Genomic DNA, 15,092 nt, shown 5'->3' with positions numbered 1-15,092 from the left:
CCTCTAATGAGTGATGATTATTCTTTAATGACTTGTTCTTCAATGTGTTTAGTAATTCCAGGTTCTACACTTTCAAGTGCCTCTTCTGAAATTTCAATTGAGCGTTTGTAACGATTATTTTTGAATAAACGTTCCGCTTCATTAAGACTCTTATCAACACTATGATGATCTTTACGATATCTATTACCGTATTGAATTAATTTCTCAGCGTATACTGCATTGATTAATACATCATTTGCTTCATCTTCAAATGTATTCATTTGAATAACAATTTTAGCAACTTTGTCTTTCAATTGTTTCACATGAATTGGACGTTCGCTAAATTGATTATTCACTTCACGTACTTCATTATCGATTTCATTCTTCATAATAATGAAACGTTCAGGTACACTCGTGAGATTTGAAGCTAATAAACGTCTGTATACTTCTTCTTTTTTAGATTGAACTCTTAATAAGTTGTCTTCTGCTTCCGCTTCATCTTCACGTAACTGAATAAGGTGATTTTGAAGCTTATCTTGCTTTTCATTAATGACTGAAACGTGGTCTTCAAGATATTGTAAATTATCTTGAACTTCACTGTATCGAACAGCTGATTTAGACATTTCTTTTAAAATGTCATCATATACTGAAATTAAGTTTTGAATTTCATTTTCAAACTGACGAACACTTTGTGCATCTGATTCATTAATATAGTAATTTTCACGCACATATTCGATTTCTGTTTGAAGCGTGTAATTCATATCTTTCGCTTTAAATAAGTCGTCAGTAATCACATCTTTAGTTTCTTCGACTTCATTTTTAGCTTTAACTTCATGTTCGATAAGGTCGTACATTTCGTCTAACTTGTCGTTAATACTTTCAAGTTTGTCATTCGCTTGATCTAATTCTAAGCGACTAATCATAGGTTCTACGAAACTTAATTCTGTCTTAAGGCTTTGTACAGTTCCGTCTACTTTGACGTGATCTAAATCATAACCTTCAACTTTTAAGTCTCTACAACCATATTTCAAGTCTTGGAATTGACCAGGTAATTCTTTTTGCGTTTCACGAATAAGTTCTGGAATTTCTTCCATGTAACCTTTTAGGTTTTCAATTTCATCATGTAACGCTGCGATATGATTGTGTGCTTGGACGTAGTTACCTTCGGATTTTAATGTTTCATACTCATTGAGTTTAGGCTCGAATTTTTCGATTTCCTTTTCCAATGGTTGAGCAGCTTCTCCGAATTGATGACGGTTAGCCAATACATCACGCTTCATTTCACGATGATCTACCTTACATTTCTCATATAAACCTTCATTTTCCTTATGTAAAGTTAAGATTTCATCAACCTGAGTGACTTGATGATTATAATTGTTCTCATATTGATCCATGAGTTCATTTGCATCATCAATTTCAGTTTGTGCTGCAGAAAATTTAAACTTGTCTAAAAGTTCTTCTGCATTTTGAATTTTCTCTTCAACGGGAGCTAAGTATTTATTTGTATTTTCTGTGTTGTCTTTTTTCATCGCATCATACTTAGTCTTTGTTTCACCTTTCAAGTTTAAATCATGCAATTTTCTAAGATTGTCATCAAAAGGTAGCTTTTCAATTTCATTTTTGCGCTCTTCAACTTTTCCAACTGAATTTCTCTTATTCGAGCGCATATAGAACAATATGCCTATAGCAATTAATATAATTACGAGTATTGCTAATATGATAAATAACACCATATACTTCTCCTCCTATTTTATCATCTCTTATTATAACGTAATTTCTCTTTTCATTAAATCAGAAAATGAATTAATTGCTAGATTATTTTCAAAACTTTATACTATTAAAAAATTCTTATGAAGAGGTGCGGTAACAATGAACGTGAAAGAAACAAATTATTCAATGGTAACAAAGCAGTTATCAAGCTTAATTGAAGGAGAAACAAATTTAATTGCGATACTTAGTAACACCTCTGCCCTACTTAATGATGCACTTGATCAAGTCAACTGGGTTGGTTTCTATTTAATAGAAGGAAATGGATTAATCTTAGGACCATTTCAAGGTCATCCGGCGTGTGTACATATTGCAATTGGTAAAGGCGTATGTGGCACTGCAGTTTCTGAAAATACAACACAACGTGTAAGTGATGTTCATCAATTTCCAGGACACATTGCATGTGATGCAAATAGTCAATCAGAAATTGTCGTTCCGGTACGTATTAATAATGAAGTGATTGGTGTTTTAGATATCGATGCACCAATTAAAGATAGATTTTCTCAAGAAGATCAAGATGGTTTGGAACAAATTGTTCATATTCTTGAAAAACAGTTAAGCCAATCATAAAAAAGTATTGACACTTTTGAATAAACTGATACAATGAACTTTGTGTGAATTAACGAAAATAGCAGTTATATATTATCAAGCTCTATGTTGTTCCCGATGCGGACGTGTCACGTAACTGACGCTATAAGGTGAAGACACATAAAACAATATATCTCGATAAGCATATAACACTCTTTTTTGTTTATTCATAACAACAAAAAAGAAAAAGGAGGAGTCTTACATGGCTCGATTCAGAGGTTCAAACTGGAAAAAATCTCGTCGTTTAGGTATCTCTTTAAGCGGTACTGGTAAAGAATTAGAAAAACGCCCTTACGCTCCAGGACAACACGGTCCTAACCAACGTAAAAAATTATCAGAATATGGTTTACAATTACGTGAAAAACAAAAATTACGTTACTTATATGGAATGACTGAAAGACAATTCCGTAACACATTTGACATTGCTGGTAAGCAATACGGTGTACACGGTGAAAACTTCATGATTTTACTTGCTAGTCGTTTAGACGCAGTAGTTTACTCATTAGGTTTAGCACGTACACGTCGTCAAGCACGTCAATTAGTTAACCATGGTCACATTGAAGTAGATGGTGGTCGCGTTGATATCCCATCTTACTCATTAAAACCTGGTCAAGTGATTACAGTTCGTGAAAAATCACAAAACTTAAATATCATTAAAGAATCAGTTGAAATCAACAACTACGTACCAGAATATTTAGACTTCGATGCTGACAGCTTAAAAGGTACTTTCGTTCGCTTCCCAGAACGTAGCGAGTTACCAGCTGAAATCAATGAACAATTAATCGTTGAGTACTACTCAAGATAATCGATTACAAATTTTACCCCGGTTCCATTTTGGAATCGGGGCTTTTTAATGCCACTTCCTCAACGATTGAGGTTAGTGGCATTTATGCATAAGCTTTAGCTTAGGCGTTCCTTTCTTCAGCCAGTTATGTAATTACTCCCATTCACACCTCTCCTTCCCTCTTCTTCTTATAATTTAAAGATATCTTCTGGAATATCTGAAATCACACCATCCACCTCAACATCGATTAATTTCTTAACCGCTTTAGACTCATTAACCGTATAAGGTAACACCTTCAACATTTCCTCATGCGCATGTTTCATAAAACGTTTTGTCACTAATGCATAATTAGGATTCGCATAATCTGCGACTTTTGCAATTTCTTTAAAGTTAGGCAACTTATACCAATATTGTTTCTTACTCAATAACACGCCTAACTCAAACTCTAAATTCATCTCAGCTAATTTTTTTACACAATCAAAGTCAAACGATTGGAGAATCACCTTATGTTTAGGCATGCCACGTTCTTTTAACTTCTCAACAATCATTTCTTCAATCCCAGGATATTGAGATGGTTTTTTAATTTCTAGAAGTAATTTTTTTGAAAAATGATCAACCAAGTCTAACACTTCATCAAGTGTTGGAATACGTTCACCTTTGAACTTATCCCCTCTATACGCTCCGAAATCAAATTCTCTCAATTCATCTAAAGTATAATCTATGACTTTCCCCTTACCATTCGAAGTTCGATCTATCGTATCGTCGTGAATAACAACAAGTTGTTTATCTTTAGTATAATGTACATCAATTTCTAACATATCAATATGTAACATCAGCGCATGTTTATAGGCGATTAGAGTATTTTCAGGATAATCTTCAGACAAACCTCTATGCGCTACAATTTGAAAAGAATGATTTGGACGTGCGATTTTCATGAAAGTCACCTTTCTTTTAATCTTTTTTAAATTACTCTAAACTTAAATTACCACATTCTCACAGGAGGTCAATCTATATGGTCAAGCACGATTTCAAAGTAAAAACAAAATGGCAAGGTGGGCGTGACAAAGTAGGAACTGTGAAAGGCGATATCATCGAATCACAAATTTCAATCCCCTCTTCTTTAGGTGGCAAGGGAATCGGAACAAATCCAGACGAAATGTTAGTATCAGCTGCATCGTCATGCTATATCATTTCACTTGCTGCTACTTTAGAAAGAGCTGGTTATACCGATATTCAAATTCACCAGCAATCCATTGGTACAGCTTCCTTTGAAAATGGAAAATTCCAAATGGATTGTATTACTCATTATCCAGAAATACATGTGAATGAAGCTAATAAAGAGAACCTTGAAAAAAGATTATCTAAACTTTTAGAGATTGCAGATCGTAACTGTATGATTTCTAATTCTATAAGAAATAATGTAGAAGTTGATATCGAACCTACAATATTATAAATCGTAAGAGCTATTACATATTTAAAAATGTAAACGTTTTACAATAGTGATAGCTCTTTATTAGACTTTAAAATATTCAGAATATTTGCTAAAATAGAAAAATCTTACACAGTGGGAGGAATGTTTTATGCAGTATTATCAACCCTTATTATTAACTCCAGGTCCAACGCCAGTACCTGACTCAATTATGAGTGCAATTCAATTACCAATGGTTGGCCACCGCTCTAAAGACTTTGAAGACATAGCCGATGAGGCATTCAAAGGACTCAAACCTATTTTCGGAACTAAAAATGAAGTGCTTATCTTAACTTCAAGTGGCACAAGTGTTTTAGAAGCAAGTATGCTCAATATTGCTAATCCTGAAGATCACATTGTCATCATCGTATCTGGCGCATTTGGTAACAGATTTAAACAAATTGCTGAATCATACTTTAAAAATGTACATATTTATGAAGTCACTTGGGGAGAAGCTGTTAAAGTTGATGAATTTATCAACTACTTAAAGGAATTAGATGTTAAGGTTTCAGCGGTATTCACACAATTTTGTGAGACATCTACAGGCGTTTTGCACCCTGTTCACAATTTAGGACATGCACTTAAAAAATATGACGATTCATTATATTTTGTAGTCGATGGCGTAAGTTGTATTGGTGCAGTTGAAGTCGATTTAACAAAGGATAAAATCGATGTCCTCGTATCAGGTAGCCAAAAAGCAATTATGCTACCTCCAGGGCTTGCGTTTGTTGCTTATAGTGATAGAGCTAAAGAACGTTTTGCTGAAGTCACTACACCAAGATTCTATCTCGATTTAAATAAATATCTTAATTCTCAAGAACAAAATTCTACGCCGTTTACACCTAATGTTGCTTTATTTAGAGGTGTGAATGCATACGTTGAATTAGTCAAACACGAGGGATTTAATCACGTCATTCAACGTCATTATACGATTCGTGATGCATTACGCACTGCCCTAACATCACTAGAATTAGAGTTACTTGTAAAAGATGATTCATACGCCTCTCCTACTGTGACATCCTTTGTGCCTAATAATAAAGAAGAACTAAGTTATATTAAAGATCAGCTCAAATCTCGTTTTAATATTACAATTGCGGGTGGTCAAGGTCATCTAAAAGGTCATATTTTACGTATTGGCCATATGGGAAAGGTCTCTCCTTTTGATATCCTCTCAGTTGTTTCAGCATTGGAAATTCTTTTAACAGATTTTAGAAAAGAAAATTATATTGGTAAAGGTATTGCTCAATTTATGGAGGTTATCAAACATGCGTCATAAAATTTTAGTTTCAGATCCTATCTCAGAAGAAGGTTTAAAAAGTTTACTTGATCATGATGAATTTGAAGTGACTATTCAAACAGATTTATCCGAAGAAGAATTAGTCAATCAAATTGGTAGTTACGAAGGATTAATTGTACGTAGTCAAACTCAGGTGACAGAGAAAGTCATCCAAGCAGCATCTCAACTTAAAGTCATTGCTCGTGCAGGTGTTGGTGTAGACAATATTGATATTGATGCTGCCACTTTAAAGGGTATCTTGGTCATTAATGCACCTGACGGAAATACCATTTCAGCCACTGAACATTCTATTGCGATGATATTAGCAATGGCCCGTAATATTCCTCAAGCGCATCAATCACTTCGTAATAAAGAATGGAATCGTAAAGCCTTTCGTGGTATAGAACTTTATGGTAAGACACTAGGTGTCATTGGTGCTGGACGTATCGGTTTAGGTGTTGCGAAACGCGCTCAAAGTTTCGGTATGAAGATTTTAGCATTTGATCCTTATTTGACTGAAGATAAAGCTAAATCATTAGATATTCAAAGTGCAACTGTAGATGAAATTGCTGAAAATGCAGACTTCGTTACTGTGCATACACCACTCACACCTAAAACACGTGGGATTATTGGTGAGGCATTTTTCAAAAAAGCAAAACCTAATTTACAAATTATCAATGTAGCTCGAGGTGGCATTATCGATGAAGATGCACTGGTTAATGCATTAAATAATGGTTTGATAGACAGAGCTGCAATCGATGTATTTGAACATGAACCTCCTACTGATTCACCATTAATTGAACACGATAAAATCATTGTCACTCCACATCTAGGTGCTTCAACTGTTGAAGCTCAAGAAAAAGTAGCAGTCTCAGTCTCAAAAGAAATTGTAGACATATTAACAAAAGGAACTGTTGAGCACGCTGTCAACGCACCGAAAATGGACTTAAGTCATGTTGATGAAGCAATACAATCATATGTTGACTTAAGCACAACAATTGGTGAATTTGGTATTCAACTGTTAGAAGGTGCGCCAAGTGAAATTAAAATTACCTACGCTGGAGATTTAACAACAAGTGATACAAGCTTAATCACAAGAACAATTGTTTCAAGTGTGCTTAAAGAAGATTTAGGTGATCAAGTCAATATTATCAATGCGCTCGCATTACTCAACCAACAAGGTGTGACTTATAATATTGAAAAACAGAAAAAACACTCTGACTTCAGTAGCTATATTGAACTTGAATTAAAAAACGACAAAGACCAAATTAAAATCGGTGCTACAGTGTTAGCCGGTTTCGGTCCAAGAATCGTTCGTATTAACAACTTCTCACTTGATTTCAAACCAAACCAATATCAAATTGTGACATGTCATAAGGACAAACCTGGAATTGTAGGTCATACTGGTAATCTCCTCGGTAATCACGGCATTAATATTGCTTCTATGACACTTGGTCGAAATGATGAAGGTGGAGAGGCACTCATGATTCTGTCTATTGATCAACAAGCCACTGATGAAGTTATTAAAATTTTAGAAGAATCAGGCGGATTTAATAAAATTATTAGTACAAAATTAACAATTTAATACAAAAGTCATATAGTCTGTAACATACTTCAAAAAAATAATAGCATTAAGATGATTTCAATTAGAAATCATCTTAATGCTACTTTTATATTCAATACTTCGTATTGATAAGCTCCCTTGCCGCGGGCATGGCTTGAGCCTGTAGTCTCAAGACGCATGCTATTCCTGCAGGCGTGTCGCCATCAATACTTCGTGTATCTTCTAAGAATAATGATTTTATTTCAACTTCTTCAAATATCTATAATAAAATATTTCTTATTTTCGTTACGTCTTCAACGATATAATCTGCGCCGTACGCTTCAAGCTCTGGCTGTGCCTTATCTCCTTTTAGACCTGTGAGCGTACCAATAAATGTGGCACCGATCTTTTTAGCACTTAATAAATCTGCAAGCGAATCCCCTACGATAAAGACTTCATCTTTATTCACAATATTTTCTTGATGCGTTACATATTCTTTATATTGATCTCTATCATTGCCTTTTAAAGTAGCAATGTAACTAAACGGATTAGGTTTACCTAATGGTTGATATTCCGGATAGTCCTCTTCAGCATCTAAAACTTCACTTGCTGTAACAATATGTTTATCATCAAAGTAAGTTTTCAATCCTAGCGACTCGAATGGAATAATCGTCTCTGTACGCGGGCGACCGGTAGCAATTGCTAAGTGATATCCTGCCTCTTTCAAGTGTTGTAATAAAAGTTGGATTTCTTCTTTAGGTTTAAGAATCACCTCTTCATAAATGAAGCCCTTCTTGAAATCATTTAATGCATATCCTTCTTCAACCTTATTAAATAATTCTTTCCCCAAGTACCATTCTTGATATGTATCTTTAGCCAGTTGCCATAAATTACTTTTTAATCTGAATAAAGCTGTATCTTCAATTTTTAATTCCTCTTTTGCATATGCTTCTAAATCTTCGTAAATGGCATCTTTTCCATTTCTAAAGGAATCAATAACTTTTAAAGGTCTTTCATAATCGATATCCGTATATACTAATTGTTTATTCATATCGAATAAGGTTTTTTCATCAAAAGCAGTTGAACTTAGAAACTCACGTCTAAGAGGTTTCTTTAATTGTTTAGCAATATCAATGAGATGGATACTAAACACAATAAACAACATATCCCAGTTTGAATTTAAACCTAGAGATTTCAATTGGTTTAATATTTTATCATTTTGGAAGACGCGGGCACGAATCTCCTGAATCTTCGCATCGTCTAAGTCATTTTCAAAATCTATGTATTCTCCACATCCTAGAAATGTGCCATAATTCGTTAATAACTCTTCCACGGTTATTGCTGAAACATCAAAACAACGTTCCTCACTTAAAAACACACCATCAACATCAAATAAAATGGACTTCATTATTCACACCTTGCCTTTCAGAAAATTCTGATACAACTTATATTACATGTTTAGTGATAAAAGGGCAAACCCCTTGCGGATTTGCCCTTTTAATTTTCAAATGATTTAAATTAGGTCACTATAAATGTCACACATGCATTTGCTTTTCGATTTCATCTGCAACTTGTTGTACATGTGTACCTATGATTACTTGTGTTGAATGTTTACCATTTTTAGTAACACCTACAGCACCCGCGTTTTTAATTTTTTGTTCATCGATAATAGAATTATCATTTAACTCCATTCTGAGTCGTGTTGCACAGTTTGTTAAACTTGAAATATTTTCACTACCGCCGAGACCCTCTAAAATTTGTGAAGCAGTATGATAATATTTTCCTTTAGATTCTGAACGATTAGCAGAACCATTTTCAGCAGTAGCATTAGCCGTTGGATCTGCAAGTTCATTATCCCCTCGACCAATTGTATTCAAGTTAAATACTTGAATGACCACTCTAAATATCACGTAGTATAACACGAAGAAAACGACGCCTTGTATAAGTAACATCCACGGTTTATTGGAAACTGGATTAACTAGTGACAAGACAAAGTCGATTAAACCTGCACTAAATGAGAAACCTGCTGTCCAGTGGAAAATAGCTGCAATAAATAGCGATAAACCTGTCAATGCAGCGTGAATCACAAAGAGAACCGGTGCTACGAACATGAAAGCAAATTCAATCGGTTCAGTGACTCCGACAAAGAATGCTGAAATAGAGCTTGCTAAGAACCAAGCATATACTTGTTTCTTCTGACTAGATTTCGCAGTATGATACATCGCAAGCGCAGCTGCAGGAATACCAAACATCATGACTGGGAAGAAACCAGCTTGATATCGACCAGTAACCCCTTTCACCGCATCTTTACCACTTTGGAATTTACCAATGTCATTGATACCTGCTGTGTCAAACCAGAAAACGTTATTTAAAGCATGATGTAGACCTGTTGGAATTAATAGTCGATTGAAGAAACCATAGAGTAGTGCTCCAAATGGTCCCATTCCTACAATCCATTTACCAAAAGTAACAATCGCATTAAATACGGGCGGCCAAACGAAGAGTAAAATAATCGCTAAGAATGTACAGAAAAATGCTGTCATAATTGGTACTAAGCGTTTACCACTAAAGAATGACAATGCCACTGGTAACTCTGTTTCACTAAACTTGTTATAGCAATAAGCTGCAATAAGTCCAATTAAAATTCCAACAAACACATTTCCATTAGTCATTTGCTCAAAAGCAGTATTGACATCTGTCGTTTTCACTTGTAATAAAGGTGCTAGTTTCTTTGGTGATAATACCACAGTAACAATGAAAAATCCTAAAGTCGCCGCTAATGCAACTGCACCATCGTTTTTCTTTGCCATGCCTATCGCAACACCAATTGCAAATAATATCCCTAGTTGTTCGAGAATCGTTTCCCCTACACTTGTAAAGAACATCGCAACTTGAGGAAGTACTGACAATGCATTTAGCACATGTCCTATACCTACAATAATTGCTGCAGCAGGTAATACTGCAACGGGTAGCATTAATGACCTACCTAAATTTTGAAAAAATTTGTACATAAACTTCATCCCTTTTATATGATTTAACAACTGTAATCAATAAGTTTGTCTATTATGTAAAATTAATGAAGCAGACTGATAGAAAATCTTAAGAATCAAGTATCCGCATTTGTATTACGGGAAGTATTGATAACTTCACTTTATCTATTAAAGAATCTCTCTACAGCCTGAAATAAACATTATCTTAAACCTTTATGTAATAGTAATTAATTTCACTTAATTAATTTACCATAAAATAAGACTTTATACAGGCTATATTTTTAAATAATTATAACTATTTCGTGAGTTTATGGCTTTTCCATGAAAACGCTTCATTTACAAGCCAAAATTTAAGAACGTCAATCACATTTAAATTGACGTTCTTTTTAATTGCTTATTTAAAGTTAAAAATTTAACTTTATAATCGTTCAACAATCGTGTTTAATTCTTTTTGTAATTGTGCTGTTCGTCTTTCGATTTCTTTAGTTAGATAATCTACTTTTTCATTTCGTTTTAAATCTTTTGGAATATCACTTGTATCAATAGGTTCACCAATTTTTATCATAGCTTGACCTGTAATTAAACCATGAATTTTTTTAGGTCCGACGTACGCTGCTGGTAAAATTGGTGCTTTACCTAACATTGCAATTGTAGCTGCGCCACGTTTCAATGGTGCGCCTTCAACAGAAGTACGATGACCAGTTGGGAAGATTCCAACCGTTTTATGTTCTTTAAGTAAGTTGATTGGACGTTTCAAAGTGCTTGGTCCTGGATTCTCTCTATCAACTGGAAACGCATTTAAAGAACTTAGGAATTTGCCACCCCATTTATTACTAAATAGCTCTTTTTTAGCCATATAGTGAATTTGGTTTGGTAATAATGCCATACCTAACATAATCACTTCGTTATAACTTTCATGCGTACATGTCACTACGTATTTACTATCTTTCGGGATATTTTCTTTTCCGATTACATATAATGATTTAGCCATTTTGACTAATATAACGTCTAAAATTTTACTAATAATGCCGTACATTATGTCACCTGCTTCTTGATTTTGTTTTTTAACATATAAATTTTATCATTTCCCACAATCGAGAACAATAGAACGTATCCTATACGCGATTAAAGTTTTATTTTTAAAAATAGATATATTTCAAGATACATCTAAAGTCTTATAGTGGTTTACTAGCAAAATTTAATAAAAAAATACATAATTATATATAAGAGAATATTATTTGGAGGTTAAATATGTCAGATCAAACTCAACATTATCAGTCTTATGATAATCATCCCCAACCACCACGTCATAGAAGACCACGATTCCCATGGTTTAAGACGATACTCGTCGCACTCATCGCCGGTATTATAGGTGCGTTACTTGTATTAGGTATCGGAAAGGTACTCAATCATACCGTACTTAACAAAGATGGCTCATCCGTACAAGAAGTAACAAATAGTAAAGGTGGCAATCAACTGGATGGGAAAAGTGATAAGTATAAATCTGTCCACGATATGATTAAAGACGTGTCACCTGCCATTGTTGGTGTTATCAATATGCAGAAATCTTCAAGTTTAGATGACTTATTAAAAGGCAAATCCTCAAAACCTGAAGAAGCAGGAATCGGTTCAGGTGTTATTTATCAAATTAGCAATGGTTCTGCTTATATCGTAACGAATAATCATGTTGTTGATGGTGCATCAGAAATAAAAGTGCAATTACATAACTCAAAACAAGTCAAAGCGAAATTAATTGGTAAAGATGCCCTTACGGATATCGCCGTGCTAAAAATTGATGATACTAAAGGAATTAAATCTATCAAGTTTGCTAATTCGTCGAAAGTTCAAACTGGAGATAGCGTCTTTGCAATGGGTAATCCACTAGGACTTGAATTTGCGAATTCCGTAACTTCAGGTATTATTTCAGCGAGTGAACGTACGATTGATGCGAATACGACAGCTGGTAACACTAAAGTGAATGTACTACAAACAGACGCAGCCATTAACCCAGGTAACTCTGGTGGTGCTTTAGTTGATATCAACGGTAATCTTGTAGGAATCAACTCAATGAAAATTGCTTCTGAACAAGTTGAAGGCATCGGCTTCGCTATTCCAAGTAACGAAGTGAAAGTGACCATTGAACAACTTGTTAAACACGGTAAAATCGAACGCCCTTCTATCGGTATCGGATTAATTAACTTGAGTGAAATTCCAGAATCATATCGTAAGGAACTTCATACGACTAGAGATTCAGGTATCTATGTAGCTAAAGCCGATAGTGGTAACGCAGTGAAGAAAGGCGATATTATTACGAAAATTGATGGTAAGAATGTGAAAGATGACACTGATTTAAGATCTTATCTCTATGAAAATAAAAAACCAGGTGAATCAATTACATTAACAGTGATTAGAGATGGTAAAACTAAAGATATTGATGTCAAACTGAAAAAACAAGAAAGCACATCTTCATCCGCTCAATCACAAAGCCAATTCGCACAATAAATTTTGTTTAACAAATTAAAGAAAGCACCTTATTTATAAGGATATATCATTAAAATGACAATCTAATACAATGCCTTGAATAAGGTATTGAATATAGATATAGCAGTAAAATGATTTTAATTAGGAATCATCTTACTGCTATTATTTTTGGGAATTTATGATTCAATTTGGTTAGCTTTATGTGTAAGAAATAACGCAGGTAACACGATAAGCAATAATGCAATCACAGAAACTAAGAAACCTGCATGATAAGCTTTTAAACTTTGAAAAATTGATGGATGATTGAATGCTAACATGGACGCTACTACAGTTGCGATGATTGCAGTACCAAGACTAGAACCAATATTTTCAATCATATTGATACCTACACCTGCTTCAGCAATTTGCTTATCATCAAGTCCTTGATATGCATCGCTTGTAAGACCAAGGTTGATCCCGCCAACGCTACACCCTCTTATAAAGAGTATGATAGACAACCACACGATATGTGTATGATCTGACACGAACATCAACGGAATCGTCCCAAACATAGCTATCACAATACTCACGATGACAACATACTTCGCTCCGATTTGATCAATCGTTTTCCCGATATAAGGTCGCGTGATTAACATACCTAGACCCTGAGGTATTAAAGCTAAAGCAGCTTCAATCGCAGTGTAGTGTTTAAAGTTCTGAAAGAATAATGGAATAATCAGCATTGGGCCCATAATACCTATATTAGCAAGTAATAAGCCAATAGATGATGCAGCATAGTTCTTCTGCTTAAATAATGTGATTGGTAGAACTGTACGATAATGTCTCATACGATTATAAATGCAGTATGCAATCATTAAAACTATTCCTATGATGATATACATCATAGGTTGCATAGCAAAGAATGTACCATAATCGGACGCTTTTGTTACGCCATAAATGATGCTCACACTCGTAAGTGATAACAATATAATGCCAATGATATCTAGCTTACTCTCTTTATTAAAAGGCTTAAATTGAGGCACGTATTTATTCATCAACGGTACTGCAATGATAACGATAAAAATATTAATAAAAAATATCCATCGCCAGTTTGCAAAATGAATAATAAATCCTCCGAGTACAGGCCCTAAAATCGGACCAAAAATCATAGGCGTACTTACCACAGCCATCACCTTACCTATATGGTCTTGACCTGCAGTCTTTACAAGTAAAGTAAACATTAAAGTAGTGATAATCCCTGCACTAAATCCTTGTAAAATTCTAAAAATATTAAATACGGTGATATTCCAGCTCACGCCAGCGAGTATCGACGTAAAGCCAAAAGCAATCATTGCTAATATAAACACTTTCTTACCATTAAATTGATTCATCAACCAACCAGAAAATGGTACAGCAATGGCAAGTGCTAAAACGTAACCGGTAATTCCCCACTGAACAACGTCTAGGGGACTATTAAATGTATGATTAAGTTGCTTAATTGCGATATTTATCATAGTTGAATCTAACATTGGAGCGATGGCACCTAATGCAATGGCCCACGCTGCGGTCATTACTTCTTTAGATACGTCGTTAGATTGTGAACGAGATGCTGACATAAAGACTCTCCTTTATCTAAATTGTTTCTTCGTCAACAAAATATACACGCGTTTTGTTTCCTTGTCAACAAAATTATCGCAAAAAAATTAAGGATACCCTCATTTCTTTCGTCACAAGAATTTGAGCATCCTTATATTTAATGTAATAGACCTTGATCTTTTATTTCTTTATCAAGATGTGCATTATACTTTTCTACAAATTGCATCATTGTTTTAAATTCTTCATCTGTAATGTTGTCAAACACTTCTTGGTCTCTACGTTGAAATTCCTTATGTAGGTCTTCATGTATTTGATAGATTTCTGTACCCGCTTCCGTCAACCTAAAGTATACTTCTTTCTTATTATCAGGATTCTTATAACTTTCAATTAAACCTCTTTGTTCAAGTCGTTTAGTCAATTTACTAACGGCACCACGCGTCATAAATAACGCTTCCGTCAATCGTCTCACGTTAGGTTCATTTAATTCTTGAATCGCTTCAATACAATGCACTTCACTTGGCTTATTCCCTTTAAGCGCTTCTTCCATTTTCCCTTTATTCAACCACGCAATTTTGTTAAATATGTCACGGAAATTTTTCATTATCGCTTGTTCTTTATTCATACAACTCACCCCTTACCTT

At 34.4% G+C, this 15,092-nt stretch carries 13 protein-coding genes; 6 read left to right on the top strand and 7 right to left on the bottom strand.

Annotated features, from left to right (window positions below; all coding sequences use genetic code 11):
• Nucleotides 1-17 precede the first annotated feature (17 nt).
• Nucleotides 18-1,712, bottom strand: a complete 1,695-nt coding sequence (ezrA, locus tag JMUB898_RS05850; protein ID WP_044466740.1) for a septation ring formation regulator EzrA — start codon at nucleotides 1,710-1,712, stop codon at nucleotides 18-20.
• A gap of 136 nt (nucleotides 1,713-1,848) precedes the next feature.
• Between ezrA and JMUB898_RS05845 the strand changes: the two genes are divergently transcribed.
• Together JMUB898_RS05845 and rpsD are read left to right on the top strand one after the other, a co-directional pair.
• Nucleotides 1,849-2,316, top strand: coding sequence for a GAF domain-containing protein (locus JMUB898_RS05845; RefSeq protein WP_002443390.1), 468 nt, complete (start codon nucleotides 1,849-1,851; stop codon nucleotides 2,314-2,316).
• A gap of 220 nt (nucleotides 2,317-2,536) precedes the next feature.
• Nucleotides 2,537-3,139, top strand: coding sequence for a 30S ribosomal protein S4 (gene rpsD, locus JMUB898_RS05835; protein ID WP_002443392.1), 603 nt, complete (start codon nucleotides 2,537-2,539; stop codon nucleotides 3,137-3,139).
• A 167-nt stretch (nucleotides 3,140-3,306) separates the two neighbouring features.
• Here the strand turns inward: rpsD and JMUB898_RS05830 are convergent, their stop codons facing one another.
• Nucleotides 3,307-4,053 carry a glycerophosphodiester phosphodiesterase gene (locus JMUB898_RS05830; protein ID WP_126501944.1) on the bottom strand — a complete coding sequence of 249 codons (747 nt, stop codon included), beginning with the start codon at nucleotides 4,051-4,053 and terminating at the stop codon, nucleotides 3,307-3,309.
• Between the two features lie 77 nt (nucleotides 4,054-4,130).
• Here JMUB898_RS05830 and JMUB898_RS05825 point away from each other — a divergent pair, with 77 nt between their 5' ends.
• From JMUB898_RS05825 to serA, 3 genes are all read left to right on the top strand, one after another.
• Nucleotides 4,131-4,571, top strand: coding sequence for an OsmC family protein (locus tag JMUB898_RS05825; protein WP_002443396.1), 441 nt, complete (start codon nucleotides 4,131-4,133; stop codon nucleotides 4,569-4,571).
• A gap of 127 nt (nucleotides 4,572-4,698) precedes the next feature.
• Complete coding sequence (locus tag JMUB898_RS05820; protein ID WP_002443398.1) at nucleotides 4,699-5,862, top strand: pyridoxal-phosphate-dependent aminotransferase family protein; 1,164 nt, start codon at nucleotides 4,699-4,701, stop codon at nucleotides 5,860-5,862.
• Complete coding sequence (gene serA, locus JMUB898_RS05815; protein ID WP_002443400.1) at nucleotides 5,852-7,447, top strand: phosphoglycerate dehydrogenase; 1,596 nt, start codon at nucleotides 5,852-5,854, stop codon at nucleotides 7,445-7,447. The genes JMUB898_RS05820 and serA overlap by 11 nt, the downstream gene beginning before the upstream one ends.
• Nucleotides 7,448-7,685: 238 nt before the next feature.
• Here the strand turns inward: serA and JMUB898_RS05810 are convergent, their stop codons facing one another.
• From JMUB898_RS05810 to JMUB898_RS05800, 3 genes are all read right to left on the bottom strand, one after another.
• Entirely contained in the window at nucleotides 7,686-8,813 is a 1,128-nt protein-coding gene (locus JMUB898_RS05810; protein ID WP_002443402.1) for an HAD family hydrolase, read from the bottom strand.
• A 127-nt stretch (nucleotides 8,814-8,940) separates the two neighbouring features.
• The gene (gene nagE, locus JMUB898_RS05805) at nucleotides 8,941-10,416 is read right to left on the bottom strand and encodes an N-acetylglucosamine-specific PTS transporter subunit IIBC (protein ID WP_037541510.1); all 1,476 of its coding nucleotides are present in this window, start codon (nucleotides 10,414-10,416) and stop codon (nucleotides 8,941-8,943) included.
• 397 nt (nucleotides 10,417-10,813) lie between these two features.
• On the bottom strand, nucleotides 10,814-11,431 hold the full coding sequence (locus tag JMUB898_RS05800; protein ID WP_044466741.1) for a lysophospholipid acyltransferase family protein: 618 nt from the start codon (nucleotides 11,429-11,431) through the stop codon (nucleotides 10,814-10,816).
• A gap of 215 nt (nucleotides 11,432-11,646) precedes the next feature.
• Here JMUB898_RS05800 and JMUB898_RS05795 point away from each other — a divergent pair, with 215 nt between their 5' ends.
• Nucleotides 11,647-12,897, top strand: coding sequence for a S1C family serine protease (locus tag JMUB898_RS05795; RefSeq protein ID WP_002443408.1), 1,251 nt, complete (start codon nucleotides 11,647-11,649; stop codon nucleotides 12,895-12,897).
• 155 nt (nucleotides 12,898-13,052) lie between these two features.
• Here JMUB898_RS05795 and JMUB898_RS05790 read toward each other — a convergent pair whose 3' ends face one another.
• Both JMUB898_RS05790 and JMUB898_RS05785 read right to left on the bottom strand, forming a co-directional pair.
• Nucleotides 13,053-14,471: a DHA2 family efflux MFS transporter permease subunit gene (locus JMUB898_RS05790; RefSeq protein ID WP_044466742.1), complete on the bottom strand. Its 1,419-nt coding sequence runs from the start codon at nucleotides 14,469-14,471 to the stop codon at nucleotides 13,053-13,055.
• 137 nt (nucleotides 14,472-14,608) lie between these two features.
• Nucleotides 14,609-15,073: a MarR family winged helix-turn-helix transcriptional regulator gene (locus JMUB898_RS05785; RefSeq protein ID WP_002443413.1), complete on the bottom strand. Its 465-nt coding sequence runs from the start codon at nucleotides 15,071-15,073 to the stop codon at nucleotides 14,609-14,611.
• Nucleotides 15,074-15,092 lie beyond the last annotated feature (19 nt).

Source organism: Staphylococcus caprae (genome assembly GCF_003966625.1).
Classification (GTDB): domain Bacteria; phylum Bacillota; class Bacilli; order Staphylococcales; family Staphylococcaceae; genus Staphylococcus; species Staphylococcus caprae.
Note: the sequence above shows the minus strand (reverse complement) of the source record. Positions and strands in the feature narration are given on the sequence as shown.

Excerpts from the sequence above, each read along its gene's own strand:
- nagE (WP_037541510.1), bottom strand. The coding sequence starts at position 10,416 with ATGTACAAATTTTTTCAAAATTTAGGTAGGTCATTAATGCTACCCGTT.
- ezrA (WP_044466740.1), bottom strand. The coding sequence starts at position 1,712 with ATGGTGTTATTTATCATATTAGCAATACTCGTAATTATATTAATTGCT.
- JMUB898_RS05785 (WP_002443413.1), bottom strand. The coding sequence starts at position 15,073 with ATGAATAAAGAACAAGCGATAATGAAAAATTTCCGTGACATATTTAAC.
- JMUB898_RS05790 (WP_044466742.1), bottom strand. The coding sequence starts at position 14,471 with ATGTCAGCATCTCGTTCACAATCTAACGACGTATCTAAAGAAGTAATG.
- JMUB898_RS05830 (WP_126501944.1), bottom strand. The coding sequence starts at position 4,053 with ATGAAAATCGCACGTCCAAATCATTCTTTTCAAATTGTAGCGCATAGA.
- JMUB898_RS05800 (WP_044466741.1), bottom strand. The coding sequence starts at position 11,431 with ATGTACGGCATTATTAGTAAAATTTTAGACGTTATATTAGTCAAAATG.
- JMUB898_RS05795 (WP_002443408.1), top strand. The coding sequence starts at position 11,647 with ATGTCAGATCAAACTCAACATTATCAGTCTTATGATAATCATCCCCAA.
- serA (WP_002443400.1), top strand. The coding sequence starts at position 5,852 with ATGCGTCATAAAATTTTAGTTTCAGATCCTATCTCAGAAGAAGGTTTA.
- rpsD (WP_002443392.1), top strand. The coding sequence starts at position 2,537 with ATGGCTCGATTCAGAGGTTCAAACTGGAAAAAATCTCGTCGTTTAGGT.
- JMUB898_RS05845 (WP_002443390.1), top strand. The coding sequence starts at position 1,849 with ATGAACGTGAAAGAAACAAATTATTCAATGGTAACAAAGCAGTTATCA.
- JMUB898_RS05810 (WP_002443402.1), bottom strand. The coding sequence starts at position 8,813 with ATGAAGTCCATTTTATTTGATGTTGATGGTGTGTTTTTAAGTGAGGAA.
- JMUB898_RS05820 (WP_002443398.1), top strand. The coding sequence starts at position 4,699 with ATGCAGTATTATCAACCCTTATTATTAACTCCAGGTCCAACGCCAGTA.
- JMUB898_RS05825 (WP_002443396.1), top strand. The coding sequence starts at position 4,131 with ATGGTCAAGCACGATTTCAAAGTAAAAACAAAATGGCAAGGTGGGCGT.